At 70.7% G+C, this 23,480-nt stretch carries 25 protein-coding genes and 1 pseudogene; 14 read left to right on the forward strand and 12 right to left on the reverse strand.

All coding sequences use genetic code 11. The features are described from left to right. Window positions 1–151: 151 nt before the first annotated feature. Window positions 152–1,237 (reverse strand): annotated as a pseudogene (locus tag IE217_RS19010) (fatty acid desaturase family protein). A gap of 87 nt (window positions 1,238–1,324) precedes the next feature. On the opposite strand from IE217_RS19010, the gene IE217_RS19015 reads away from it, so the two are divergent. From IE217_RS19015 to IE217_RS19030, 4 genes are all read left to right on the forward strand, one after another. After that, a complete protein-coding gene (locus IE217_RS19015; RefSeq protein WP_190179076.1) occupies window positions 1,325–2,302 on the forward strand; it encodes a magnesium transporter CorA family protein in 978 nt (325 codons plus the stop codon). Window positions 2,303–2,491: 189 nt separating this feature from the next. Continuing rightward, a complete protein-coding gene (locus IE217_RS19020; protein ID WP_143630521.1) occupies window positions 2,492–3,028 on the forward strand; it encodes a DUF5994 family protein in 537 nt (178 codons plus the stop codon). A gap of 6 nt (window positions 3,029–3,034) precedes the next feature. Continuing rightward, entirely contained in the window at window positions 3,035–3,556 is a 522-nt protein-coding gene (locus tag IE217_RS35420; protein ID WP_373298060.1) for a hypothetical protein, read from the forward strand. A 283-nt stretch (window positions 3,557–3,839) separates the two neighbouring features. Continuing rightward, window positions 3,840–4,325 (forward strand): DUF5994 family protein, encoded by a 486-nt coding sequence (locus IE217_RS19030; protein ID WP_069777876.1) that lies wholly within the window; start codon window positions 3,840–3,842, stop codon window positions 4,323–4,325. Window positions 4,326–4,364: 39 nt separating this feature from the next. Here the strand turns inward: IE217_RS19030 and IE217_RS19035 are convergent, their stop codons facing one another. The 3 genes from IE217_RS19035 to IE217_RS19045 all read right to left on the reverse strand — a co-directional run bounded on the left by IE217_RS19035 (window position 4,365) and on the right by IE217_RS19045 (window position 7,433). Continuing rightward, complete coding sequence (locus tag IE217_RS19035) at window positions 4,365–5,633, reverse strand: ATP-binding protein (protein ID WP_069777875.1); 1,269 nt, start codon at window positions 5,631–5,633, stop codon at window positions 4,365–4,367. A 119-nt stretch (window positions 5,634–5,752) separates the two neighbouring features. Continuing rightward, window positions 5,753–6,616 carry a slipin family protein gene (locus IE217_RS19040; RefSeq protein ID WP_069777874.1) on the reverse strand — a complete coding sequence of 288 codons (864 nt, stop codon included), beginning with the start codon at window positions 6,614–6,616 and terminating at the stop codon, window positions 5,753–5,755. Between the two features lie 124 nt (window positions 6,617–6,740). Next, window positions 6,741–7,433 (reverse strand): DUF5994 family protein, encoded by a 693-nt coding sequence (locus tag IE217_RS19045; RefSeq protein WP_143630520.1) that lies wholly within the window; start codon window positions 7,431–7,433, stop codon window positions 6,741–6,743. A 344-nt stretch (window positions 7,434–7,777) separates the two neighbouring features. On the opposite strand from IE217_RS19045, the gene IE217_RS19050 reads away from it, so the two are divergent. Then, a complete protein-coding gene (locus IE217_RS19050; protein WP_190179077.1) occupies window positions 7,778–8,338 on the forward strand; it encodes a DUF5994 family protein in 561 nt (186 codons plus the stop codon). Window positions 8,339–8,446: 108 nt separating this feature from the next. Here IE217_RS19050 and IE217_RS19055 read toward each other — a convergent pair whose 3' ends face one another. The 7 genes from IE217_RS19055 to IE217_RS19085 form a co-directional block, all read right to left on the reverse strand. Next, window positions 8,447–9,688 (reverse strand): PP2C family protein-serine/threonine phosphatase, encoded by a 1,242-nt coding sequence (locus IE217_RS19055; protein ID WP_143630518.1) that lies wholly within the window; start codon window positions 9,686–9,688, stop codon window positions 8,447–8,449. Between the two features lie 352 nt (window positions 9,689–10,040). After that, entirely contained in the window at window positions 10,041–10,196 is a 156-nt protein-coding gene (locus IE217_RS19060) for a DUF6131 family protein (protein ID WP_099054839.1), read from the reverse strand. Window positions 10,197–10,281: 85 nt separating this feature from the next. Continuing rightward, window positions 10,282–10,890: a hypothetical protein gene (locus tag IE217_RS19065; RefSeq protein WP_055495851.1), complete on the reverse strand. Its 609-nt coding sequence runs from the start codon at window positions 10,888–10,890 to the stop codon at window positions 10,282–10,284. 28 nt (window positions 10,891–10,918) lie between these two features. Continuing rightward, on the reverse strand, window positions 10,919–11,545 hold the full coding sequence (locus tag IE217_RS19070) for a DUF6286 domain-containing protein (RefSeq protein WP_229865395.1): 627 nt from the start codon (window positions 11,543–11,545) through the stop codon (window positions 10,919–10,921). A 112-nt stretch (window positions 11,546–11,657) separates the two neighbouring features. Then, window positions 11,658–12,065, reverse strand: a complete 408-nt coding sequence (locus IE217_RS19075; protein ID WP_190179079.1) for an Asp23/Gls24 family envelope stress response protein — start codon at window positions 12,063–12,065, stop codon at window positions 11,658–11,660. Continuing rightward, window positions 12,062–12,229, reverse strand: a complete 168-nt coding sequence (locus IE217_RS19080; protein WP_030645371.1) for a hypothetical protein — start codon at window positions 12,227–12,229, stop codon at window positions 12,062–12,064. Before IE217_RS19080 ends, IE217_RS19075 begins: the two co-directional genes overlap by 4 nt. A gap of 84 nt (window positions 12,230–12,313) precedes the next feature. Further along, entirely contained in the window at window positions 12,314–12,811 is a 498-nt protein-coding gene (locus IE217_RS19085) for an Asp23/Gls24 family envelope stress response protein (protein ID WP_135790982.1), read from the reverse strand. 153 nt (window positions 12,812–12,964) lie between these two features. On the opposite strand from IE217_RS19085, the gene IE217_RS19090 reads away from it, so the two are divergent. From IE217_RS19090 to IE217_RS19130, 9 genes are all read left to right on the forward strand, one after another. Continuing rightward, a complete protein-coding gene (locus IE217_RS19090; protein WP_171151366.1) occupies window positions 12,965–13,540 on the forward strand; it encodes an RNA polymerase sigma factor in 576 nt (191 codons plus the stop codon). Beyond that, window positions 13,531–14,202, forward strand: a complete 672-nt coding sequence (locus IE217_RS19095) for an Asp23/Gls24 family envelope stress response protein (protein ID WP_190179080.1) — start codon at window positions 13,531–13,533, stop codon at window positions 14,200–14,202. The genes IE217_RS19090 and IE217_RS19095 overlap by 10 nt, the downstream gene beginning before the upstream one ends. Beyond that, entirely contained in the window at window positions 14,199–14,567 is a 369-nt protein-coding gene (locus IE217_RS19100) for a hypothetical protein (protein WP_229865396.1), read from the forward strand. Before IE217_RS19095 ends, IE217_RS19100 begins: the two co-directional genes overlap by 4 nt. A 376-nt stretch (window positions 14,568–14,943) precedes the next feature. After that, window positions 14,944–16,179 carry a PP2C family protein-serine/threonine phosphatase gene (locus tag IE217_RS19105; RefSeq protein WP_229865397.1) on the forward strand — a complete coding sequence of 412 codons (1,236 nt, stop codon included), beginning with the start codon at window positions 14,944–14,946 and terminating at the stop codon, window positions 16,177–16,179. 723 nt (window positions 16,180–16,902) lie between these two features. Next, the gene (locus IE217_RS19110; RefSeq protein WP_444545569.1) at window positions 16,903–18,000 is read left to right on the forward strand and encodes an IS110 family RNA-guided transposase; all 1,098 of its coding nucleotides are present in this window, start codon (window positions 16,903–16,905) and stop codon (window positions 17,998–18,000) included. Window positions 18,001–18,032: 32 nt separating this feature from the next. Then, a complete protein-coding gene (pcaDC, locus tag IE217_RS19115; protein ID WP_190179081.1) occupies window positions 18,033–19,328 on the forward strand; it encodes a bifunctional 3-oxoadipate enol-lactonase/4-carboxymuconolactone decarboxylase PcaDC in 1,296 nt (431 codons plus the stop codon). An 85-nt stretch (window positions 19,329–19,413) separates the two neighbouring features. Beyond that, window positions 19,414–20,049 carry an MBL fold metallo-hydrolase gene (locus IE217_RS19120; protein ID WP_190179082.1) on the forward strand — a complete coding sequence of 212 codons (636 nt, stop codon included), beginning with the start codon at window positions 19,414–19,416 and terminating at the stop codon, window positions 20,047–20,049. A 60-nt stretch (window positions 20,050–20,109) separates the two neighbouring features. After that, window positions 20,110–20,889 carry an exodeoxyribonuclease III gene (locus tag IE217_RS19125; protein WP_190179083.1) on the forward strand — a complete coding sequence of 260 codons (780 nt, stop codon included), beginning with the start codon at window positions 20,110–20,112 and terminating at the stop codon, window positions 20,887–20,889. 47 nt (window positions 20,890–20,936) lie between these two features. Beyond that, on the forward strand, window positions 20,937–21,383 hold the full coding sequence (locus IE217_RS19130; RefSeq protein WP_190179084.1) for a DUF6278 family protein: 447 nt from the start codon (window positions 20,937–20,939) through the stop codon (window positions 21,381–21,383). 380 nt (window positions 21,384–21,763) lie between these two features. On the opposite strand, the gene IE217_RS19135 is transcribed toward IE217_RS19130, so the two are convergent. Further along, on the reverse strand, window positions 21,764–23,332 hold the full coding sequence (locus tag IE217_RS19135) for an alpha/beta fold hydrolase (protein WP_190179085.1): 1,569 nt from the start codon (window positions 23,330–23,332) through the stop codon (window positions 21,764–21,766). Window positions 23,333–23,480: the final 148 nt, after the last annotated feature.

A 23,480-nucleotide genomic window follows, 5' to 3' on the forward strand; every position in this document is an offset into this window, starting at 1 on the left:
TTCGTGGGTGGACGCCGGCCGGCTGCGGGCGAGGCTTCTTCCGGCGCAGCCCTGCGCGCGACGCGGCGCAAAGTCTGGGACGGGTACGGCGGCTTACGGCTGTGCTGGTTCAGACAGGGCGGCGAGATCGTCTACCGCCGGCGCCGGTGCGTCATGCTCGGGCGCTGCTGATACGGGCTCGCCGCAGTGGCGCTCCTGCTCGGTGGAGGCTGGCGAGTGCTTGCCGGTAGGAGGCGATCAGTCCGGTTTCCCGATAGTCGACTCCCCAGTCCTGGCAGTAGCGGCGGACGACGGGCCGGGCCCTGCGCAGGTGGGAGCTGGGCATGCTGGGGAACAGGTGGTGCTCGATCTGGTGGTTCAGGCCGCCCAGGGCGAGTTCGGTGAACCAACTGCCGCGTACGTTGCGTGCGGTGAGGACCTGGCGGCGCAGGAAGTCGGGGCGGTCCTCGCCGGTCAAGATCGGCATGCCCTTGTGGTTGGGGGCGAACAGACAACCGAGGTACAGGCCGAACAGGCATTGGTGGACGGCCAGGAACGCGATCGCCATACCGGGCGGGAGGACGAGGAACACTGCGGTCAGGTAGGCGGCGGTGTGCCCGTAGAGCAGCGTGCCGTCCAGGGCGCGGTTCTTCAGGGCGCGATTGCCCAGTGCTCGCGCGCTGGAGACATGAAGGTTGAACCCTTCGAGCAGGAGCAGGGGAAAGAAGAGGAACGCCTGCCGACGGCCGATGATCCTCGGCAGTCCGGTCGCGGCGCGGGCTTGGTCCTGGGACCACACCAGCAGGTCCGGGGCGATGTCGGGGTCGAGGTCCTCGTGGTTGGGGTTGGCGTGGTGGCGGGTGTGTTTGTCCTGCCACTATCCGTAGCCCATCCCGATCGCGGCCCCGGCGATGCGGCCGGCCGTCTCGCTGGGCCGGCGCCGGCGGAAGACCTGGCGGTGCGCGACGTCGTGGGCGAGCAGAGCCACCTGCCCGAACATCACGGCGAGGAACGCGGCGAGCGCCAGGGTCCACCACCCGGCGCCGATGACGACGAACGCGCTCCAGCCCCGACGGCGCAGGGTATGCGTGGTCATGGTCTCGGAGTGTCCTTCCCGGCTGACGGGCCGCATCCGGTCGTGCGGTGCAGGCCGGATGCGATGCGGCAGCCGGGTACCCACATCCCTGCCTTCGGACCGGCACCCGATGCTCGTCGGTCGGAGCTCCGGATGTCGCGGGCTTTGACATAAGGCCCCCACGGAGGGTGGCTGCTGTCGATGAACCAGCCGCGCTGGCAATCAGGGCGAAGCGGCATGACAGGGGTATAAAGACACTAGCCTCGGGCCATGGTGACGCGTACCCGGCTGTATCACGACGGCACTCTGGTCCTGGAGGGCTTTCCCGCCAGTGACGTCTCAGCGCATCTCGCTGATCCGGCGTCGGTCCTGTGGCTGGACCTGCACCGGCCCGGAGCCGCTGAACTCACCATGCCCGGTCAGGAGTTCGGCATCCACGAACTGGCTCTGGAGGATGCCGCTCACCATGGACAGCGGCCGAAACTCGACCGCTATCGCACCCACGAGTTCCTCAGCGCCTACGCCGTGACCGTCAGCCCGGACGGTGCGCAACTGACGTACAGCGAGATCGCCGTATTCCTCACCAGCCAGGCCATGATCACCGTCCGCAAGGACGACGGCCTCGACATCGAGGACGTCGTCGCCCGCTGGGACGAGAGCCCGGACCTGGCCGGCCACGGCGTCGGATTCCTGCTGCACGGTCTGCTCGACCATCTCGTGGACGGACACTTCGCCGCGGTCCAGCAGTTGGACGACAGCATCGAGGACCTGGAGGGTCTGCTCTTCGCGGCCGGGCGCCGTGAGATCGAAGCCGTGCAGCGCCGCGTTTTCGCACTGCGTAAGTCGCTCGTCCAGCTGCGCCGCGTCGTGCTCCCGATGCGTGAGGTGGTCAACACCCTCATGCGCCCCGGCCTGCACCTGATCAACGACCCTCTCGCCCCGTACTACCAGGACGTCTACGACCACGTGCTGCGTGCCACCGAGTGGACGGAATCGCTGCGGGACCTGGTGGCCTCGGTCATGGAGACGAACCTCTCGGTCCAGGCCAACCGCATGAACCTGATCATGAAGAAGGTGACGAGCTGGGCCGCGATCATCGCCGTACCCACCGCGATCACCGGCTACTACGGCCAGAACCTCCCCTATCCCGGTTTCGGCCGCGAGTCGGGGTTCGTCACCTCCGCCGCCGTCATCGTGCTCCTGTCCGCATTGCTGTATCTGACGTTCAAGCGCAAGGACTGGCTCTGACCGGCATCGGCACCGGCGACCAGGTCCCGAAGGCAGGAAACTGCCTGGTCATCCCCGGCTTTTCGGACCGGTGAGCGGAGTAGTGTGAAGACACCGGGAGTTCTTCGCGCACCGGCTCCGCTGCGGGTGCCGTTCCCGGAGATCGACAGCGCCGGGCCGCACCCACGAGCCCGGAGACAGGTTCGCGCCATGGCCGTGACCATTGACCGTACGACATCGAGCAGGCGCGCGCCGCCCCATCCGGCCCGGCTGTCCATCACGCCCGCGCCGGGCGGGCTGGACGGTATGTGGTGGCCTCGCTCCCGTGCCTTCACCCGTGAGCTGCCGTCGTTGACGGCGGCATTGGGCGATCTCTGGGGTCGTATCACGGGTGTCACCGTGCACCCGGCCTACTGGCCCGTCCTGCCGCACTGGGTGTCCTATGCCGGGCGCACCGTGCAGGTGGGCTGGTCCACCGAGGAGCAGGATCCCCACAGACTCACTCTTTTCTCCGCTGACGGCCGCCGGGACGTGCTGGTGATTCCGCCGGAAACCGGTGCGGATGTTGCCGCGCAGCTGATGGCCGGCGACGGCGTCGATGCCTCGGCCCGGGAGCAAGCAGCAGACGGGATCGATGCACGAAACAGGGAAGAAGCCTGGGAGGCCGACGGCGGAGCAGGTCGACCGTCGTCCCGGCCCCGGCCCATCGGCTCGGCAGGGCCTTCGCCCGCCGGTCGGCGGAGGTGAGATCCCATGCTCGTCATCGCCGTGGCCGTGCTGCTCGTCCTGATCGCCATCGGAGTAGTTCTGATCCACCAGCTCAATGGTCAGCACGCCGAACGGATCGCTGCCTTCCACTACAGCGATGTTCTGCCGGGGATCGGGCGTCGGCCCCGGAGGCGCCGTCGGCCGGCGGTGGACGCGACCGTTCCGACGCGCCCCACCGCGACCGCGGATGACATCGACTTCGGCCCGACCGTGGGCGGGAGAGGAAGGCGCGTGATGGCGATACTGCGAGACCGGAAGACGTATCGCGAGAGGATCATGCAGGCTCTGTACCAAGCCGCCGAGGGCGATCGACTCCTGGGCGTCGATGGGGCGAAGCTCCGCACCGACCTCGGCATCCCTGAGCAGGACATGGCCGCTGCCTGTATGTACCTGGCGGGCGAAGGCTGGGTCGTCGTGGACTGGGGGAGGGGCAACACGCCCGCGATGATCACGCTGACGCACCAGGGGATCAGGCAGATGGAGACGGAAGAGGAAGGGCGTGGCTGAGCCGCCGCGTCGGCTTCTCGGACCTAAGTTAACCCTCGCAAGGATTGCTTATGGCGGATTAGTCCCTTTGGCGTAGCCTGGAAAGCGGGTCGGCGCACGCTCACGTGCAATGACCCGGAAGGGCGGCTCCGGCGGGTATACGCCGGAGCCGTTGCCTGTTTCCGCAACCGCGCCTGCGGCGAAGCGCTCGCGGGAGCGTCGTGCGGAGTACCGTGAGGTAGCAGGGTCGTATCGTGGTCGCACGCCGTGCGGTCGCACTGCTCTCTGCGGACGGGCGGACACCATGGCAGGCTCAGACACCCCCGACTTCCCCAGGCTCCTGCCGGACGCCGTGCACCGGTCGGTGAAACCCGGAACGGCCCTGCTGCGACTGGAGACCACCCACGCACGCGAGGGAATCCTGGACGGCGCATGGTGGCCGCGGTCCCGGGACATCGGTGCCGAGCTTCCCTCGCTGATCTCCGCGTTGACCGAGCATCTCGGGCCTGTCACCCGGGTCGGTCTGGACGGCAGCGCCTGGGACGAACTGCCGACCCGGGTGATGGTCGACGACCGGGTCGTGCACATCGACTCCTTCCCGGTCGGTGACGACACCGTCCTCATCACCCGAGGCGAAGGGGACCTTTTCTCTCTGTTGCTGGTCCCTCCGGACACGTCGCCCGACGCGGCACGCGCCGCGATGGCCAGGGCCGTACGGGCCGAAAACGTCACCGAGGCCAGGCAGATCCTCATCGAAACGGGCAGCGACACGCCACCTACGCCGGCCTGACACGTCCGTCGCAGATCGACTCCCCACCCGGCCTGGACGCTAGATGCGGGCGAACTCCTCCGTCTGCTGGGCGAATTCCCGGGCCATGGCAGCGCTGACCGTGGGCTTGGTGTCGCAGATCGTGTCCAGGTAGTCGTCGGTGGTGGGGGTGGTCCGGGTTCCGGTGTCGAAGGTGCGCTCGAACTGGGCCTGGGAGACGGTACGCGCCGCGTGGGCGATGTCGGCGGGGGTGAACCCCTCGCTGGCGGACGCGAGTACCGCGCTGTCGGCCCGCGCGCCCGCTCGGGCCAGGTAGCTCTCCCACAGTGCGGTCCTGGCGGTGTGGTCGGGAGGGCCGATCGGCAGCACGTAGTCGAAGCGGCCGTGCCGCAGGAACGCGGAGTCGAGCGTGGTCACGTTGTTCGTGGCGCAGACGAGCAGCCGTCCGTCCTGGCTTCGGAACCGGACGATCGCCTTGAGCAGTTCGTTGACGACGCCGACAGCGGTCGCGTCCGCGCCGCCGCGTTCGCCGGCGACTTCCTCGACCTCGTCGATGAAGACGAGGACGTGGTCGAGCCGGGCGATCTCGTCGAAGCGCCGGTTCAGCCCGGTCGCCAGGCCGTACTCGGCGGCCAGACGGGCGGGGAACAGTTCGAGGAAGGGCCATCCCAGGCGGCTGGCGATCGCGTGCGCGAACGTGCTCTTGCCGGTCCCGGGCGGGCCGAACAGCATCACCGCCCGTGGCGGTTCCACTCCGTGCTGGGCGGCCAGTTCGGGATGGGCCAGCGGCAGGACCAGGCGCCGCTCGATGAGCTGCTTCTCCCGTTGCATGCCCGCGACCTTCTGCCAGAGCCCCCCTGGCGGCAGCTCCGCTCCGAGCGAGGACAGCGTGCCGGCCGACTGCGGGGTCACCGGTCCGCGTTTCTCGAAGAAGACCAGCCCGGGGCGGGCGCCGAAGTCGCAGTTGCGCAGGGCGGTGGCACCGGTCTCGCCCTCGGGCAGGGCGGCGTGCACCGCGCGGACGCCGGCGGCGAAGACGCGTTGCTCAAGGGCGGTGATCAGGGCACTCCCCAGCCCGCGCTGCCGCCAGCCGGGCGCCATGCAGATGCGCAGAATCCATGCCCGTTCGCCCTCCACCCTGCTCACCGCGGCGCCGATCAGCACGTCGTCGGCCGTGGCCACCACGGCCGGGTGGCGGGTCTGGAGGGCCGTCACGGCGTCCGAGAGTGGGAAGAGCGGCGGCTCCTCGGTCGTGCCGCTCTGCATGTCGACACGGATCACCGCTTCGAGATCGTCCTGGGTGTAGTCCCTGACCCGCCAACCCGTCATGATCAGCTCCGCGTGTTCGGCCGTACCCCCATCATCAGCCGGTGCCCGGAGGATGCGCGCGACAGGCGACGGTCACGAATCCTCCCTGGCGCCACGGATCGCTCGGGCCGTAGTCGGCTTCACGCCGCGGTGCCGGGCGCGCTGCCTGCCGGGCTGAGGGACGTGTCGGTGCGGCCGGTGCCGGCCGGTGGCGCTGCCGCGGCGGGTGCGGCGGCAGCGGTTTCCCGGGCGAGGAAGGAGCCGAGCTCGCCGATCGTGCTCATGAGGGGGGCCGGGAAGACGACGGTGGTGTTCTGGTCGACACCGATCTCCACCAGGCTCTGGAGATTGCGCAGTTGAAGCGCCAGGGGGTGGGCCATCATGGTGTCCGAGGCGTCGCCGAGCGCTGCTGCGGCCAGGGACTCGCCCTCCGCGTTGATGATCTTCGCTCGCTTCTCCCGCTCGGCCTCGGCCTGGCGGGCCATGGCGCGCTTCATGGTGTCGGGCAGCTGGATGTCCTTGAGCTCGACCAGGGTGACCTGCACACCCCAGTCGACGGTGGTGACGTCCAGGATCTGGCGGATGTCCAGGTTGATACGGTCCGTCTCCGACAGCGTCTCGTCGAGCGTGTGCCGGCCGACGACCTTCCGCAGGGTGGTCTGGGCGATCTGGTTGATCGCCGCGTTGACGTTCTCCACGGCGACGACCGACTTCACGGCGTCGACGACCCGGAAGTAGGCGACCGCCGACACGTCCACGCTCACGTTGTCCCGGGTGATGATGCCCTGGGACTGGATCGGCATGGTGACGACCCGCAGCGACACCCGGTGCAGGGCGTCGACGAACGGGATGATGAACCGCAGTCCCGGGGAGCGTGTTCCGACGAGTCGGCCGAAGCGGAACAGCACTCCCTTCTCGTACTGCTTGACGACCTTCACGGACAGGGCGAGGGCCAGGACGGCCAGAAGACCGATCACGACGATGAGAACGATCAGGGCTTGCATGTACTGCTCCTCGGGACGAGGACCACGTGGGGCGGAGACTCGCCGGTCGAGACCCCTGCATGTGCCTGCGCCGGCTCGTGAGGCAGGTCCGAAACCCGTGAAGGCACCGGTCGTGGCGGCCGTCTCACATGCCGATGACCAGGCGACTGGCGCGATCCGTCCCTGCCGGAACGGCCGCTGAGGCGGAGCCGTCCTCCTCGTGCTTCTCTGCCTCGTCCGGTTCGAGTGGCCGGTCGGCGGCGGAGACGGCGTGCCGGGTCTCGTCCGCGGCGATGAGAGCGCTTGCGGTCAGCGGTGGGCCGTCGTAGTCGGACGCGGCCGCCATCAGGCGGGCCGCCGGCTCCGTCTCGGTCTCGGGCGGGATGACCAGCAGGTCCCAGCGGCCGGTGCCGTAGGAGAGCAGCAGCAGCTTGTGCGGGTCGATCTCCGGGGTGAACCATCCGGCCTTGACGACATGACCGCCCACGGGGATCTCGTGCGGGATGACCGGCCAGTACTTCGGGTTGACGGCGATGCGGGTGATGCGGCCCCACAGAGGGTCCAGCACATCGGTCAGTGCGGGCAGCTCGCTCAGCAGGTCTCGGGAGCGGGGCCACCAGGCACCGTCCAGGAGGCCGCGCGACGGGCCGTCGGTCTTCAGCGCGAGACGCACGGCCGGGGCTGCGACGGGCTCGTGGTGTGGCAGGAGTTGGTGCAAGGTCGCCGACATGATGCGGACCCGTCTCCGGGCCGCCTTGGCGGCGCCCCGGGTTTCGTCTCTCGCCGAGAACGACCCGGCGTGGAAGCCGGTGTGCGAAATGCCCTCGGTGCTGTCCACGGTACTCCGCACACGCCGGGGCGGTTGTGGAGACGCCGCCGCATTCGGTGAAGCGGCTGTCGATACCGGCGGCAGTGGGCCGAGGGCGCCGGGGCCCTTCGTATGCCGGCTCCCGGACCGGTCTCACGCCCGACGGCCCGCATGCCCCGGCCCAGCACTCCCCTGGCTCTGTGACGTGTGTTGTTCCGTTCAGCCCGTCACTCCCCGCCAGTCCGCCGGGCCTCGGCGAGGAGTATCCTGGTGATTACCGAGAGCATCTCGTACACCGGCTTCCACGCCGGGTCGTTCTCGGCGATTCATGGCAACCGGGCCGGCCGTGACCGGCCCGGGGTTGGGTCCGCGTCATGACCGCGACCATTCTGTTCACACCCGCAGTCGGAGACCGGGCCCCTTCTTCGTCACCGCTCCGACTCACGCTGGCGCGGGCCGGCGCCCCTCCGGCCCTGATCGACGGTGCCTGGTGGCCCCGTTCGCGCAACCTGACGGAGGAGCTCCCGGCGCTCGTCGAATGTCTCGACCCGCTGTGGGGGAGGATCACCCGGATAGCGGTGAGCCGCACGTTCTGGCCGGTCATCCCGGGTGAAGTGCCCGCGCACGGCCACATGGTGCGCGTCGGCTGGTCCAACGCCGGGCAGGACCCGCACAAGCTGTTGCTGCTGTCCCACACCTTCGGCCGCTGGGACCTGCTGGTGATCCCACCGGAGACAGCCCCGGCCACCGCAGTCCGGCTGATGGCCACGGCCACCGACCCGTCGCGGAGCCTCACGGCGACCGGCCTGATCCATGAGGCCGAACGTTTCCGGGCCGCGGCAGAGGCAGCGGCCGACTCGGACTCGCTCCGGGAGGCGGTCTGGGACTCCGAAGGCGGACACGACGCCCCCCCACCCCGCCTCACGCACTCCTGACGGACCGGTCACCCGTCACGTGCCCACCGCGGCAGCAGGAGTGTGAGAGATCGGCGGTGGGGGAAAGGCTGCGTGTCGTCGGCCTTTCCCTGGGGGTGGGAGGCCGGCTCACTCCGGGAGGGCGAGGTCGTCGGTGGCGCTCCCGCGCCATTCGATCAGCAGGAGCGTCGCATCGTCCGTCGTGATCCCGCCCCGCGCCCGTTGCAGCGTGTGGGAGAGGGAGCGCGCCACCGTGCGGATCTGTTGGGCCGAGGGCTCAAGGCGGTTCACCCACCCGATGAGCTGCTCCTCACTGAATTCCTCACCGCCGACATCGCGCTCCTCTATCAGTCCGTCGGTGAAGCACAGGATCCGGTCGCCGGGGATGAGAGCCACTTCACTGATCCGGGGCTCGTGACCGCCGAAGCCGACGGGCAGCGTCGTCGGGCCCTGCAGCCGTCGTACGACACGGTGTCCACGGATCAACAGAGGAGCGGGATGTCCGGCGTTGACCCACTGAAGCCTGCCCGTTGCCGTGTTGAGCCGCATCATCTGAGCGGTCACGAAGTGGTCGGGGCCGAACTGATCGGCGACGGCCCGGTCCATGAACGTATAGATCTCCGACAGGCCGACGCTGATGCGCCGGGCATGCCGGTAGGCTCCGATGACCACCGTGGCCATCGTGGCGGCGTCGAGTCCGTGGCCCATCGCGTCGACCATGGCCACATGCAGGACATCGCCGTCGAGGGCGTAGTCGAAGCTGTCGCCGGCCACGTCGTAGGCGGGTTCCAGCATCCCGGCCAGCTCGACCCGGGGCGTGGACATCGCCAGCGGTGGCAGCAGCGACCACTGGATCTCCGCCGCCACACTCATCGGTTCTCTGCGCCGCAGCCGGAAGAACAGATCGGTGTAACCGTGCTTGGTCACCAGCATGTCGGCCACGAGTGAGGCGAGCCTGCGCAGCAGCCGTCGCTCGTCGTCCTGGAGGTGGTCCAGGGTGACGGCCATCACTCCCACCTGGTCTCCACCGTCCAGCAGGGGAAGGTAGACCCGCACACCGTCGGCCTGCGAAACCTCGATGGGACGCGCTTCCCGGAAGGCGCGTCCGGCGTCGGAGCCGTCGATCGGCTGCGGTTCCCCGGCCGCCAGCCCGTCGCCCGGCAGGGGGACGAGCCACACCTGGCCGTAGTCCTGCAGGAAGATAGAGGTCTCGCGGCCGTCGAGCCTGCCGATCTGCCGTGCGACGAGCGGACCGAGCTGGTGCGGCGGCAACTCGTGCCCCTGGTCCAGCAGGACTCCCAGAAACTCCTCCCCGAAGTGCTCCGACCGGGTGGAGCCTTCCGCGGGTCCTTGCCGCTCACCGCCCGTCATCGCCGTGGCCCCGGGGGACGTTCCGGGCGGATCCTCACGAAGGTGCTGTGCATACGAACTCCCGACGGAGACTCACCGGCCGACGCGGTGGGGAACTTCCGCCCGGACCGTGGGGGCCGATCCACCGACTCCCCAACGAGTCGGCCGTGCGCTCGTGCGGCGAGGACCGGCACAACGGCCACCGGGCGCGCCCCGGCCGAGCCGCGGCGGCTGGTCAGCACCGGCGGCGGCCTCAGCCGGATCGACCTCTTCGCCGTCGTCGTCCGCCGCCGCGAACATCTTGGTGGGGTCCGCGCCGTCTGCCGGCCTGCCCGCAGCATGGATCACTGCCCTGCAGGGCAACCGACCCCGCCTACCAGTAGTGGCGTCGACCAGCGACGGCGTGTCCCATCGCGCCGAGGATCCACAGGATGGCTCCCACGACCAGCAGGATGATCCCGATGGTCCACAGGATGGACAGGCCGGTGAGGAAGCCGACGACGAGCAGAATGACGCCCAGGATGATCATGATCTCTCCTTCGGGGAGTGGTGCCGGCGCGCCCGCGAACTGCTATGGGCCGCAAGGGCGTCGGCGGGAACGGCCGATCTCCTCCTCACTCCACGCGGTGTGGTCCGTGGCGGCTGACCTGTAGGCGGACCTCGGTTGGCATGTCGGTGAGGCCGGTGGACCGACGCGCGGTGCCGATCGGGCCTTCGCACAGGGCACCGAGAGTGGCGCCGGGCGTGCCCTCGGGGGTGAGGGTGAGCTTGATGCGGGTGCGGTGGCGGCCCGGTCGGCCGGTGATGACTACGGCCGCATGGCCTACCCCTGGCAGGGCACCGGCTTCGTTCGCGATCGCTTCGCTGAGTGCGCGGTCGCGCAGTTCGACGCCCTCCTGCGGGGGTGTGCCGCCGACGGGCAGTGAGCCGGGGCGGTGTCGGCTCAGCTGGGCGAGCAGCCACCACAGGGCGAGGAGGGCGGTGAGGACGAGGGCGGCGATGACCGCGGGCCACCACCACCAGCCCTGGCTGCTCCAGCGGGCCCGGTCGGCGGAGCCGAGCAGGACGTCGGCCGGGGTGGTCAGGGGCCAGCCGGCGGGCGGGGCCAGATCGTGCCGCCGGTAGAGGTCGAGCCCGGCGAAGAGGATGAGCAGTCCGCCGCCGAGGAGGACCAGCCCGGCGAGGGCCAGCAGAGTGCGGTTGAGAGCGGATCGCGGCGTCATGGCGGGCTCCGGTGCTGCGGGTCTTGTGTCAGCGGGTGCGTCGCCGCGCCCGTACGGCGATGCGGAGAGGACGGGCGAGGGCGAGCCGGTCGCGCTCCTCGTCGAGGACGGCGGTGAGGTCGTCCTTCACCTGTCGGGGCTCGCGGAAGCGGACGTCCGCGCGGGCTTTGATGCGGTGGCGGCCCACCCGGACGTGCGCCGCGCCGACTCCGGGGACCCGCATGGCGGCGTCGCGCAGCAGGACGGCGGCTCCGTCGCGGTCCACAAAGGCCCGCAAGCGCGGGCAGCCGGCGGGTGAGCGCAGGGGCAGCCAACGGCGCTGACCGGGGGTGAGGGCCAGGACGATCAGCCAGACGCCGACGGCGGCGGCCACGGCGGCTCCCGTCAGCATCCACACGTCGTCCACCGGGCGAGTCGCCAGTTCGTCGGCCAGATGCCGTCGCCAGGCCGCCGCCGGACGTCCCGCCCGTACGGCGACGACGTCGACGAGCGCCGCGACCGCGGCCACGAGGATCACCGCGGCGACCAGCGCCGCCGTGACGCTGCGCGCCGACCACTTGCGACGGGTTCGGTGCCCTCCTTCGCGCTCACCGGCTGTGAGGTCCGAGGTGGACACGTCGCGTTCGGGAGGATCGGGCTCCTTCGTCAGCGGCACTGCGGCACGGTGCCCGGACGACGCGGAGCCGCGGCCCGGGGGACGTGGACCGGATGTCATCACGATCGCCCTTCCTGCACGGCGTGCCCGGTGACCCGGGCCGCCCGGCCGCTCACCGGACCCGCCCCCGGCTCGAGTCGGTGGCGGTCACCAGCCGCCGGACGGTGAGGAGGACCTCTCCCACTCGCAGCCCGGTCAGCTGGGCGACCCGTTCGGCGACGTCCCGCTGGATCCGCTCGCAGACACGCGGGATGTCGGTGGGGTAGGGCAGGTCCATGGTCAGATGCAGGCGCACCGATCCGGTACGGACGGCGGCGGAGGCGCGGGGTGCCGCAGGTCCGCCCCGATCGGGCGGTACGGCGGCGCGCCGCGACTGCGCCGCGCGCGCGGCCTGCGCGGCGATACGGGCGACCACCCTGTCCGGGATGACGGTGGCGCCCCGCTCGGCCGGGGGCGGCAGCCCGGCGGCCGGCGCCGGCGGGCCCGACCCCTCGCCGGGGGAACCGGGCCGGGTCTTCACCGCTGCCTCCGTGTCCGGAGGTCCAGGTCGCCCTGTACGACGAGGCCGACGATCAGCCCCGCCGCACCGAGGACCAGCACCAGCAGAAAGGCCCAGAAGCCGCCGAAGTAGCCGGCGAAGCCGAGGGCCATGCCGGCCGCGAGTCCCGTCGTTGCTGTGTTCATCTCGCACTCACCCGTCTCGCGAGCGTCCCTCTCGCCGTGATCATCCGCTCGGGCCCGAGGACACGGCGGTGCTCCTGGCAGCGGTCACCTCACGCGGCCCTCGTTCGGTTCGGTCTGTTCCTCCTCGTCGTCAGGCAGATGGACGTCGTCGACGGCGATGTTCACCTCGACGACCTCCAGGCCCGTCATCCGCTCCACGGCGCTGATGACGTTGGTGCGTACGCCGCCCGCGACGTCGACGATGGAGACGCCGTACTCGACGACGACGTCCAGGTCCACCGCGGCCTGCCGTTCCCCGACCTCGACCTTGACGCCGCGGGTGACCGCTCCGCCTCCGCCTCCGCCTGCGCCGGGGACGCGTTCGCGCATGGCGCCGAAGGCGCGGGCCATCCCCGCGCCCAGGCTGTGGATGCCCGGTACCTCGCGGGCGGCCATGCCCGCGATCTTGGCCACCACACCGTCCGCGATGGTGGTCCTGCCCCGTGTCTCGGCCGGAGCCCCGGCCCCGGTGCGGCCCTTGAGCGCGCTCACGTCCGCTTCGGGCCGGCTGCCCCCGCCGACGCTGGTGATGTTGTCCGTCATGGCGGTCGCCTCGATCGGTCGGCCGGACACCGGAATGGTGCCCGTCAAAGGTTGGACATACCGGGCGGCGTGTTCCTCACATGCCCGATGTGTGACATGCATCACAGCTCGGTTCAGGGGTACACGCTTGTTCCGAGCCTGCGTGGGAGCGCCATGATCGAACGCACTGCTTCCCCACGACTGGGATGCGACCTGCCCGACCGCCTGCTGGCGGTACGGGCGGCCGAGGGAGACGAGGACTCCTTCGCCGTTCTCGTCCAGCGGCACAGCCGGTCCCTGCTGACCCTGGCCCGTTGCATGCTGGGCAACCCCCAGGACGCCGAGGAGGCCGTTCAGGACGCCTTCGTCAGCGCCTGGCGCCACCTGCCGGAATACCGCCACAGGGCGGAGTTCCACACCTGGATGTACCGGATCACCGTCAACCGCTGCCAGACCATGTGCCACCGACGGCCGCCGCCTCTTTCCCTGGACACCGTCGCCGAACCCGCGGCGGGCGACGCGTGGAGCCAGCCCGCCCGGACCGCCGAGGAGGACGCGGCCATGGCCGCCCTGTTCCGCGCGCTCGCCGAGCTGGACGCCGGACAGCGGGTCTGCTGGATCCTGAGGGAGGTGCAGGGCCTGCCCTACAAGGAGATAGCGCACGTGACGCGTACCGACGAGCAGACGGTACGCGGCAGACTGTTCAGGGCACGCCGATCCCTGCAGGAGGCGATGGGCTCATGGCGCTAGACGACCCGCACACGCGGCCTCCCGAACCGCCCGGAGCCGACGGGCCCCGCAACGGCTGGGCCGCCGCCGACGTGCCCCCGATCGCAGGCGATGAGGTACTGCCCTGCGGCCGCCTGCTCAGCCGGGTCTGGGAACAGGCGCGGGACGCACCACCGGCCGCGGACCCGCACCCGGTGTCCTGTCCATACTGCCGAGAGGCGGTCGAGGGACTGGCCACGGTGAACGCGGCCGCCCGGACGCTGCGCGACGAGGACCCTCCGGGCCTGCACGCATTCGCCGACCGGGTCATGGACGTCGTCAGGGCAGAGGTCCGGTTCGGGCGGCTGCTGCCCCTGGCCGACCCCGACCGGGACCTGCGGATCGCCGAGAGCGCCGCGGCCAAGGTGCTGAGGCGGGCCGCGGACACGGTCCCCGGTGCCAGGGCCGCGACCTGCCGGCTCGTACACGAGGGCAACGGCACCGACGTGCGGGTGACCATGACCCTGGCCGCTGCCCTCGACCGCCCGCTGCCCGACCGGGTCCACCAGGTACGCCGATCGGTCCTCCACTCGGCCGGACAGGACCTGGGGCTCACGGTGACAGCCGTCGACATCACCGTGGCCGACGTACTGGAACCGGGACCGACCCTCGGTCCCCGCCTCCCGACGGGCGGTGGCGCATGATGACCGCCACCGGCACCACCGCGCTCCCCGGCGTCGCGGCCGAAGCAGCCCTCGCGGTTCCTGGCGTGGCCGCCCTGCAGCCCCGCCTCGCCCGGCGCCTCGCGGCAGCCGCCGCGCCCACCCGGGCGGACACCACGCCACCTGAGGCCGGCGTACGCGCCGACCGGGCGCCGGACGGTTCGGGATGGCACATCGAGGTGCGCTGCGTCCTGACGGAGGGTCGGCGGGCGCTGGACATCGCCCGAATCGTCCACGACCGGGTGACAGCCGCCCTCGTCACCCACCTCGCCACCCACGGTGCCGCGGAGCCGGTCACCGTCGCGGTCACGGTGACCGGTATCGCCGCCTGGCGCGACGCGGCATGAGCGGCGGCGCGGGCACAGGCCCCACGAACCGTCGTTCGGCAAGCGGCAGGTCGCCGACCGTGGGAGCGCGCCGCTCCCCGTCCGGAAGTCCTACATGGGTGGTCGCGGCTCAAGCCTCAGTGCCGCCGACGATCCGGCTCCCGTACGGGGTGACCGGCTGTGAGTTACTCCTCCGGACGTGCCCGTCGAAGCCCGCCCACCATGGAGCTCCAGACTCTGGCGTGTCGCATAAGACATCGGCCTGTCGAGCCGCTTTTGTACAGAGCAGCCGTGGCGGCCCCGTCCGCGGGCGAACGCCGGAGCGTGACTGTTCACGGATTGACGCTCACTGCGGTGATTACCAAGCTGGTGGGGGGGTGCGGAAGGGACTGCGGTCGTGAGCGGTGGACAAAGTGGGCTCACTCGATTGCTGACAGCAGCGGAGACAGCGGCGCCGGCGGACGCCGTCGACGTGATCGCGGAGGACATGCGGCGGCGTTTCGAGGCCACTAAGGTCTCTTTCCTCATCGTGGACCTGACGGGGAAGGCGGTGGCTCGGCTGTCCACCGCTCCCACTCAAGGTGGGCGGCAGGCCGAGCGGGTTCCCCTGTTCGGCAGTGTCTACGAGGAGGTGATCCGTACCCAGCAGCTGTATCAGGACGCGACCGGCGAGGGGCAGCGGGTGATCGTGCCCGTCACCAACCGCGGGGATGCGATCGGGCTGCTGGAACTGCTCCTGCCGACCGGCCCTGGCGAGGACGTGCTCGACGCAGTCGGGGAAGCCGCCCACATCCTGGCCTACATCGTGATCGCCAACGGCCGCTTCACCGATCTCTACACCTGGGGCAAACGGTCCAAGCCGGCCACCCTGGCGGCTGAAATCCAGTACCAGCTGCTGCCCCTGTCGCTGTCGTGCGAGGCCGCACAGTTCACCCTGTGCGGGAACCTGGAGCCCTCCGAGGACCTCAGCGGCGACACCTTCGACTACACCGTGGACCGCGACACCTTGCACGTGTCGGTGACCGATCCCATGGGCCACGACATGGATTCCGCCCTGGCCGCCACGGTCCTGGTGGGCGCCCTGCGCGGGGCCCGCCGGGCGGGCACCGGCCTGGCCGAACAGGCCCACCGGGCAGACCAGGCACTGATCGAACACGGCCACGGTCATGCCACCGGGCAGCTCCTGCGCATCAATCTCCATACCGGGCGGGCCCAATTCGTCAACGCCGGTCATCCCTGGCCGCTGCGCATGCGCGACGGGGCTGTGGAGACGATCACCTGCGAGGTGGACCATCCCTTCGGGCTGTCTGAGCTGACTCCCCACCCGTACCGTGTGCAGGACCTCGACCTGCGGCCCGGTGACCGTCTGCTCATGTTCACCGACGGCATGCTCGAACGTCACGGAGAGAAGGTCGATCTGCCCGCCCTGCTGGGGTGCACCCGGAATCTGCACCCGAGGGAGACCGCGCTGGCGCTGACGTCCGCGGTCCGGGACGCCGCCGACGGCCGGCTCGAAGACGATGCCACCGCCGTCTGCCTGGACTGGCACGGCCCCCAGGAGACCCAGCGGCACGTCAGCAGCGGCGCAGACACCCGGCAAGCCTCAGCCGCACGCACGAAGGACCAGTCGTGACCTGGGTGAACGGTGCCAACGCGAATGAGACATCACGAGGTGTCTGGAGAACCGTCCCACTTCTCCTCGGCGGCCCACCCATCGGGCGGCGCCGGGTCGGTGACGGGGGCCGCGAGCATCGGGTCCGGCAGCGCCCACATGCGCCATGCCTTCCACGCGGGCGCCCCTTCGTGCGGTGCTGCTGTTCCCCGTTACTCGAGTAGACCGAGTTCCCAAGCACTCGCCGGTGCCTTTGCCGAGTTGCTAGGCAGCCTCTTTGGCAGCCCGCGCCATGACTGCGGACAACCGTGCACCAGAATGAGGGCTCGAAGCCGTTCGTGCGATGGCCGATGGAGGGCGACCGTAAGGCGGCCCAGACGGCTGTCTGTCATTGCCGGTCGCGAGTGGGCGGGGAGTCAGCTCATTCTCAGCCTGCTCCGGCCAGGTTGGGCATTGGTTCGGGCGAAGCCATCCGGCTGTGGTCGGTAGGTGCCGATACGCCGGGATCGATGGGACGGTTGAGCGATGCCGTCCCGGACGGGGGTCTGACTCTTGAGATCTTTGACCGAAGTGTCCAGTCACAGGCTTGTCGACCGTCGTTGCGGGCTGGCTTCTGCTGTCACCGAGCCACAGGGCGTGTCCCAATAGGGGCCTTGCCGAGTTCCAGGCGCCATCACGGTTCAGACCGCCCGAGCGGGCCGGTGCCATCCACTCAGCGTGTCACCCTGCGGGAGGCGAACCACCATGACGACCAGACAGCGCAGCACCTCCTCCAGTACGGATCCTCCCGTGCGGAGAGAAGTCGTGCTCGGCGTGGACACGCACGGTGAGGTGCACGTCGCCGCCGTAATCTCCCCGCTGGGGAAGGTCCTTGGCACCGAGTCCTTTCCGGCGACGGTGGCCGGCTACCGTCGGCTGCTCGTGTGGGCCCGCAGGCGGGGGACGGTGCGCCGGGCCGGTGTGGAGGGCACCGGTACCTTCGGCGCGGGCCTGTCCCGCTACCTGCTGGCCCAGCATGTCCAGGTGTTCGAAGTGAATCGGCCTGACCGCACAGCCCGCCGTCTGCTCGGCAAGTCGGACCCGCTCGATGCGCAGGCCGCAGCGCGAGCCGTGCTCAGCGGTCGCACCCGGGCCCAGGCCAAGTCCGGCGACGGCCCGGTGCACAGCGCCCGGATCTACAAGCTCGCCAAGGACTCCGCGGTCAAGGCTCGCACACAGGCGATCAACCAGCTCAAGGCCGTCCTAGTGATCGCCGACCCCGCCCTGCGGGAACGGTTGTCGAGCTTGGGCAATGCCGAGCTGTTCCGCACCTGCGCGACCCTCAGCCCACCCGATGGTGGGGGAGACGAGGACGCGGTGGTCCAGGCCACCCACATGACATTACGCATGCTCGCCGAACGCATCGAACAGCTCACCGGGCAGATCAACGAGCTGAACCAACGCCTGACCCGACTCGTCGAACGCCACGCCCCACAGCTGCTCGAACCGGTGGGCATCGGTCCGGACAGCGCCGTCACGCTCCTGATCACCATGGGAGACAACCCCGAGCGACTGGACACCGAGGCGTCCTTTGCTGCCCTTTGCGGAGTCAGCCCCGTCGAGTATTCGTCGGGCCGTCGGAGCACGCGCCGGCTCAACCACGGCGGCGACCGCCAGGCGAACGCGGCCCTGCACCGCATCGTCTTCACCCGCCTGCGCCATGACCCGCGCACTCAGGCGTACTGCGAACGCCGCACCCAGGAAGGCAAGACCCGACGCGAGATCATCCGATGCCTCAAGCGATACGCAGCCCGCGAGGTATTCAACCTGGTCAGACCGGTTGCCCGCACACCCGCGTTATAGGGGCGTCCGTGAGACGTGAGAGGGTCTGGGGCGTGAGTGAGACACCCCCGAACACCCTGCAATACCGCTTTGACGGGCCAGAAGACGCTCCGGTCCTGATCCTGGGTCCCTCACTGGGTACCACATGGCACATGTGGGACCGGCAGATACCGGAGTTGACGCGGCAGTGGCGCATCTTCCGGTTCGATCTGCCCGGCCACGGTGGTGCGCCCGCGCATCCGGCCGGGGCCGTATCCGATCTCGCGGGGCGGCTGCTGGCCACCCTCGACGGGCTCGGCGTGCATCGCTTCGGGTACGCGGGCTGCGCGCTCGGCGGGGCGATCGGCGTCGAGCTGGCCCTGCGCCACCCGGAGCGGATGGCCTCCCTCGCGCTGATCGCGGCCTCGCCGAGGTTCGGCACCGCCGACGAGTTCCGCCAGCGCGGGGTCGTCGTCCGCACCAACGGGCTGGACCCGATCGCCCGTACCTCCCCGGACCGCTGGTTCACCTCCGGGTTCGCCGCCGCGCAGCCCGCGATCACGGACTGGGCCGTGCAGATGGTGCGCACCACCGACCCCGGCTGCTACATCGCCGCCTGCGAGGCGCTCGCCTCCTTCGACGTCCGCGCCGAACTGGGCCGCGTCGGCGTGCCCACGCTGGTCCTGGTCGGCTCCGAGGACCAGGTCACCGGGCCCGCCGAGGCCCGTACGCTGGTCGCCGGGATACCGGACGCCCGCCTCGCCGTGGTGCCCGGCGCCTCGCACCTGGTGCCGGTGGAGCAGCCGGCGGCCGTGACCGACCTGCTGGTGCGGCACTTCTCCACCGCCTGGCAGCCCGGCTTCGACGCGACCACCGGACACATGGCCGTCCTCGCGCCTCCGGCGGCGCCCGTCCCGGTGGCGCCCCCGCAGGCCGCGCCCATCGCGGAGATCGCCCCGATGGCGGCGGAGCCGATGCCCGCAGGGTCGCGGGACGCGTACGACATCGGGCTGAAGATCCGCCGCGAGGTGCTCGGCGACGCCCACGTGGACCGGGAGCTGGCCGAGGCGGACGACTTCTCCGGCGACTTCCAGGAGTTCAGCACCCGCAGCAACTGGGGCGCGATCTGGGACCGGCCGGGCCTCGACCGCCGCACCCGCAGCTGCGTGGCGCTCACCGCCCTGGTCGCCGGCGGCCACCTCGAGGAGCTCGCCGCGCACACCCGGGCCGCCCTGCGCAACGGCCTGACCCCCGCCGAGATCAAGGAGGTGCTGCTGCAGACGGCCGTGTACGCGGGCATGCCGGCCGCGGGCCGCGCCTTCCGGGTCGCCCAGCAGGTCGTCCGCGAGGAGACCACTCCCGCGGAGTGATCCACGCCCCGGTAGATCATCCGGGCACCGAGGGCACCACCCTGCCGCGCCCCGCGCAAGGCTCCGGCGCGGCAGGATGGGACCCATGAAGCTCACCAAGAAGACCCACGCCTGCGTCCGCCTCGAGAAGGACGGGCGGGCGCTCGTCGTCGACCCGGGGATGTTCACCGAGGACGACGCGCTGGCGGGCGCGGAGGCGGTCCTCGTCACGCACGAGCACCCCGACCACTTCGACGAGGCCCGGCTGCGCGCCGCCCTGGAGGCCGATCCGGAGCTCGCGGTGTGGACGCTGAGGTCGGTCGCGGACCGGCTCGCCCCCGCCTTCCCGGGCCGTGTCCACACCGTCGGCCACGGCGACACCTTCACCGCCGCCGGCGTCGACGTCCAGGTCCACGGCGAACTGCACGCGGTGATCCACCCGGACATCCCCCGCGTCACCAACGTCGGTTACCTCATCGACGGCGGCCGCGTCTTCCACCCCGGCGACGCGCTCACCGTGCCCGACCACCCCGTCGAGACGCTGATGCTGCCGGTGATGGCGCCCTGGAACAAGATCGCGGAGGTGATCGAGTACGTCCGCGAGGTCAAGCCGCAGCGCGCCTACGACGTCCACGACGCCCTCCTGACCGACCTCGCCCGCCCGATCTACGACAACCAGATCGGTGCGCTCGGGGGCGCCGAGCACTTCAGGCTCACGCCGGGCGCCTCGGCGGAGGTCTGAGCGCGGCGGGCCACCGCCGGGCGGGAGGCGCTGTCAGTCCCGCCCGGTAGGTTGTGAGGCATGCGCATCGCGACCTGGAACGTGAACTCGATCACCGCCCGCCTCCCGAGGCTGCTGGCCTGGCTGGAGAGCAGCGGCACCGACGTGCTGTGCCTCCAGGAGGCCAAGATCGCCGAGGAACAGTTCCCGTTCGACCAGCTGCGCGACCTCGGCTACGAGGCGGCGGTGCACGCCACCGGCCGGTGGAACGGCGTGGCGGTGCTCTCCCGCGTGGGCCTCGCGGACGTGGTCAAGGGCCTGCCCGGCGATCCCGGGTTCGACGGCGTCCAGGAGCCCCGCGCGATCTCCGCGACCTGTGGCCCGGTCCGCGTCTGGTCGGTCTACGTGCCCAACGGCCGCGAGGTGGACCACCCTCACTACGCCTACAAGCTCCAGTGGTTCGAGGCCCTGCGCGCGGCGGTCGCGGGCGACGCGGCGGGCGGCCGCCCCTTCGCCGTCCTCGGCGACTACAACGTCGCGCCGACCGACGACGACGTCTACGACCGCGCGGCGTTCGAGGGCTCCACCCACGTCACCCCCGCCGAGCGCGCCGCCCTGGCCTCCCTGCGCGAGGCCGGCCTCGCGGACGTCGTCCCGCGGCCCCTGAAGTACGAGCACCCGTTCACGTACTGGGACTACCGCCAGCTGTGCTTCCCCAAGAACCGCGGCATGCGCATCGACCTGGTGTACGCCAACGAGCCCTTCGCCAAGGCCGTCACCGACGCCTACGTCGACCGCGAGGAGCGCAAGGGCAAGGGCGCCTCGGACCACGCGCCGGTCGTGGTGGACCTGGACGTCTGAGGCGCGGCACCGGTGCGCCGTGGCGCCGCCGGTGCCACGCTGGGGGAATGAACATCCCCTTCGCGGACAACTGGCGCAAGAAGCGGGGACTGGCGCGCGGCGTCGCGGTGGTCTCGGCGGGCGACGGCCCACCCGACGCCGAGGCCGTCGCCGAACTCCTCTCCGAGTGCGAGCTGCTGCGCTCCCAGGCTGCCGCCGGCGGGGTGCGCCTCGACGACTCGGCGGCCTCGCTGGAGGCGCTCGACCAGTTGCTGCCGCGCTGGCGCGACGACATCGACACCCTGTCCTGGCTCGGCAACGACGCCGGGCTGTACCTGGGCACGGTGGTGGTGCGCACGGTGCCGGGAGCGGGGTGGCGGATCTGGCCCAACGGCCAGCCCGTCGTCCGCCTGGCCTCCGGCCGCGAGATCGACGTGGTCGGCGCGGGCCACGAGTGGGCGGAGGCGGGTGTGCCCGAACTCTCCCAGCTCTACGCGGAGATCTCCGAGGCCTGACCCCGCCCGCCGTCCGCCCGGGTGGGACGCGGTCGACCGGGCCGGAGCGGGCGCCTGACCTGGGCGCGGTGTAAATACGGCTATTGGGCGCTGAGTGCGTGTCGGTGGTTTTCGCCGGGTTTGTCCGGATAGTTTGCGGCCACGACCACGACCGCCGAGAGTGAGCAGGACTGGGCATGGCCGAAGGGCGTTCCTCCACACCGGCGGACCCAACGGGCGGAACCTCGACTACGATGTGCCGTTCATCCCTGTGGTGAGGGCGAGCGGGCCCGGATCCACCGGGACCGGGGCGCTGCTGCCGGGTGGGGTACCCCCCACGGCCCCTCGACCGTAGGGGGCAGCAGCTCACAGAGCCATACCCGGCCGGCGGCAGCCGGAGATCACTGCTCGCGCAGCGGGACGGACAGGTACGACGGGTCGTCCGCCGGCGAGGAGAAGGTCAGCTGCGCGCCGGACGGGTTGTGCTCGGTGTAGAGCGGGTCCACCGTGTCCACGACCAGGGCCAGCCTGTGCCCGGCCGGGACGTCGTACGCCGTGGAGTACAGCGGCAGATCCACCCCGAACCGCTCGCCGGGCGTGCGGTCGTGCCAGGTGTAGGGCGCGTGGGTGACCAGTTTGCCGACGCCGAGCGGGCCCACGTCGTACAGGTAGGCGATGAAGGTGCCGCTCTCCTTGGTCGGGGTGAGCGTGGTGTGCAACATCGCGGTGCCGCGCACCCGTTGGGCGGTGCCGTACCGCTCCGACTGCCACACCGCGGCCCAGCGCCGGGGCAGCAGTGGGACCCACGCCATCGGCGGTATGCGGGTCACCTGGTCGAGGATGCTGGAGAGGAACACGATCCCGCCGTCCGCGCCGGAGTCGACGTTCGCGTGGATCGTGGCCGGGGCGGTCAGGTCGAACGTGCGCCGGTCGGCGCCCACCGACTTCCAGTCGGGGTAGCCCTCGTAGCCGTCCGTGGAGCGGGACTTCAGCTGGACCGGCTGCTCGCGGTCGATGCCGTTGTCCTGGCCGCGCAGATAGTGGTCGAACCAGCGCCGGGTGTCGGTCCACACGTCGTTGGGGATGCCGAACAGGCCGGGCAGTTCGGCGGTGGCGTGGTCGCCGGGGCGGAGCTCCAGTCTCCTCGGGCCGGTCAGCCGCTCGTAGAAGTCGGCGTACTGGTTGGGGGAGAAGACGGTGTCGCCCCAGGCGTTGGCGAGCAGGACGGCCGTGCGGTTGTCGTTGAGCGCGTCGGCGTAGGTCGCGGGCGAACGTTTCTTCCCCCAGTCGATCAGCTCCTGCTCCTTCGCCAGGTTCGAGGCGTAGAAGTCGTCGAACACCTGCCGGGTCTCCGGGCTTTCGCGGCCCGCGACCATGCCCGCGGCGTCGAGCACGGCCGCCGCCTCGACGTGCTCGGTGCGGTGGGAGTAGATGGCGTCGATCAGGTCGGCCCAGCCGCTGAGGGCCGCCACCGCCTTGACCCGCTTGTCGTGTTCGGCGGCGAGCAGGCTGATGCCGGCGCCGTAGGAGACGCCCGCCATGCCGATGCGCGAGGGGTCGGCCGGCGTGTGGGCGAGGGACCAGTCGATGACCTTGGAGGCGTCGGCCCAGTCGGGTGGGCCCGCGACGTCTATCTGCCCGCCGGACTGCCAGAAGCCGCGGACGTTGTAACTGACCACCACATAGCCGGAGTCGGCCAGTTTCTGGGCCTGGACGAGATACTCGACCTGGGGGAAGCCCCAGCTCGTGGGCAGGACGACCAGCGGGTAGGTGCGGGAGCCGTCGGCGCCGGCCGGGGTGACGACGTTGGCCTTGAGGACCGTACCGCCGTCGCCGGTGATGTCGACGAAGCGGACGCCGTTCGCCGCCGCCTGCGCGGTGGGGGCGGCCGCCAGGGCGCCACCGGCGATCAGCGTCGCCGAGACGGCACCCACGGCGGTCGTACGCAGGGCCTTGCGGTTGAGTCCCACGGGACACTCCTCACTCGTTCCAGTGCAAAGTGACCCGACGGTAACCTCAGGGGCTCAACAGAAGTAACCCGTCGGTAAGTTACGTGCCGGTAAAGCTTGTTGAAGTGCGGATCTTCGTGCGCGGGGACCCCGCTGACGTGTGCGTTCG

It is taken from the genome of Streptomyces naganishii JCM 4654, from assembly GCF_014650575.1.
Lineage (GTDB): Bacteria > Actinomycetota > Actinomycetes > Streptomycetales > Streptomycetaceae > Streptomyces > Streptomyces naganishii.

Coding starts and splice junctions, on each gene's coding strand:
- IE217_RS19015 (WP_190179076.1), top strand. CDS start 1,325: ATGGTGACGCGTACCCGGCTGTATCACGACGGCACTCTGGTCCTGGAG.
- IE217_RS19020 (WP_143630521.1), top strand. CDS start 2,492: ATGGCCGTGACCATTGACCGTACGACATCGAGCAGGCGCGCGCCGCCC.
- IE217_RS35420 (WP_373298060.1), top strand. CDS start 3,035: ATGCTCGTCATCGCCGTGGCCGTGCTGCTCGTCCTGATCGCCATCGGA.
- IE217_RS19030 (WP_069777876.1), top strand. CDS start 3,840: ATGGCAGGCTCAGACACCCCCGACTTCCCCAGGCTCCTGCCGGACGCC.
- IE217_RS19035 (WP_069777875.1), bottom strand. CDS start 5,633: ATGACGGGTTGGCGGGTCAGGGACTACACCCAGGACGATCTCGAAGCG.
- IE217_RS19040 (WP_069777874.1), bottom strand. CDS start 6,616: ATGCAAGCCCTGATCGTTCTCATCGTCGTGATCGGTCTTCTGGCCGTC.
- IE217_RS19050 (WP_190179077.1), top strand. CDS start 7,778: ATGACCGCGACCATTCTGTTCACACCCGCAGTCGGAGACCGGGCCCCT.
- IE217_RS19055 (WP_143630518.1), bottom strand. CDS start 9,688: ATGACGGGCGGTGAGCGGCAAGGACCCGCGGAAGGCTCCACCCGGTCG.
- IE217_RS19060 (WP_099054839.1), bottom strand. CDS start 10,196: ATGATCATCCTGGGCGTCATTCTGCTCGTCGTCGGCTTCCTCACCGGC.
- IE217_RS19065 (WP_055495851.1), bottom strand. CDS start 10,890: ATGACGCCGCGATCCGCTCTCAACCGCACTCTGCTGGCCCTCGCCGGG.
- IE217_RS19080 (WP_030645371.1), bottom strand. CDS start 12,229: ATGAACACAGCAACGACGGGACTCGCGGCCGGCATGGCCCTCGGCTTC.
- IE217_RS19085 (WP_135790982.1), bottom strand. CDS start 12,811: ATGACGGACAACATCACCAGCGTCGGCGGGGGCAGCCGGCCCGAAGCG.
- IE217_RS19090 (WP_171151366.1), top strand. CDS start 12,965: ATGATCGAACGCACTGCTTCCCCACGACTGGGATGCGACCTGCCCGAC.
- IE217_RS19095 (WP_190179080.1), top strand. CDS start 13,531: ATGGCGCTAGACGACCCGCACACGCGGCCTCCCGAACCGCCCGGAGCC.
- IE217_RS19100 (WP_229865396.1), top strand. CDS start 14,199: ATGATGACCGCCACCGGCACCACCGCGCTCCCCGGCGTCGCGGCCGAA.
- IE217_RS19110 (WP_444545569.1), top strand. CDS start 16,903: ATGACGACCAGACAGCGCAGCACCTCCTCCAGTACGGATCCTCCCGTG.
- IE217_RS19120 (WP_190179082.1), top strand. CDS start 19,414: ATGAAGCTCACCAAGAAGACCCACGCCTGCGTCCGCCTCGAGAAGGAC.
- IE217_RS19125 (WP_190179083.1), top strand. CDS start 20,110: ATGCGCATCGCGACCTGGAACGTGAACTCGATCACCGCCCGCCTCCCG.
- IE217_RS19130 (WP_190179084.1), top strand. CDS start 20,937: ATGAACATCCCCTTCGCGGACAACTGGCGCAAGAAGCGGGGACTGGCG.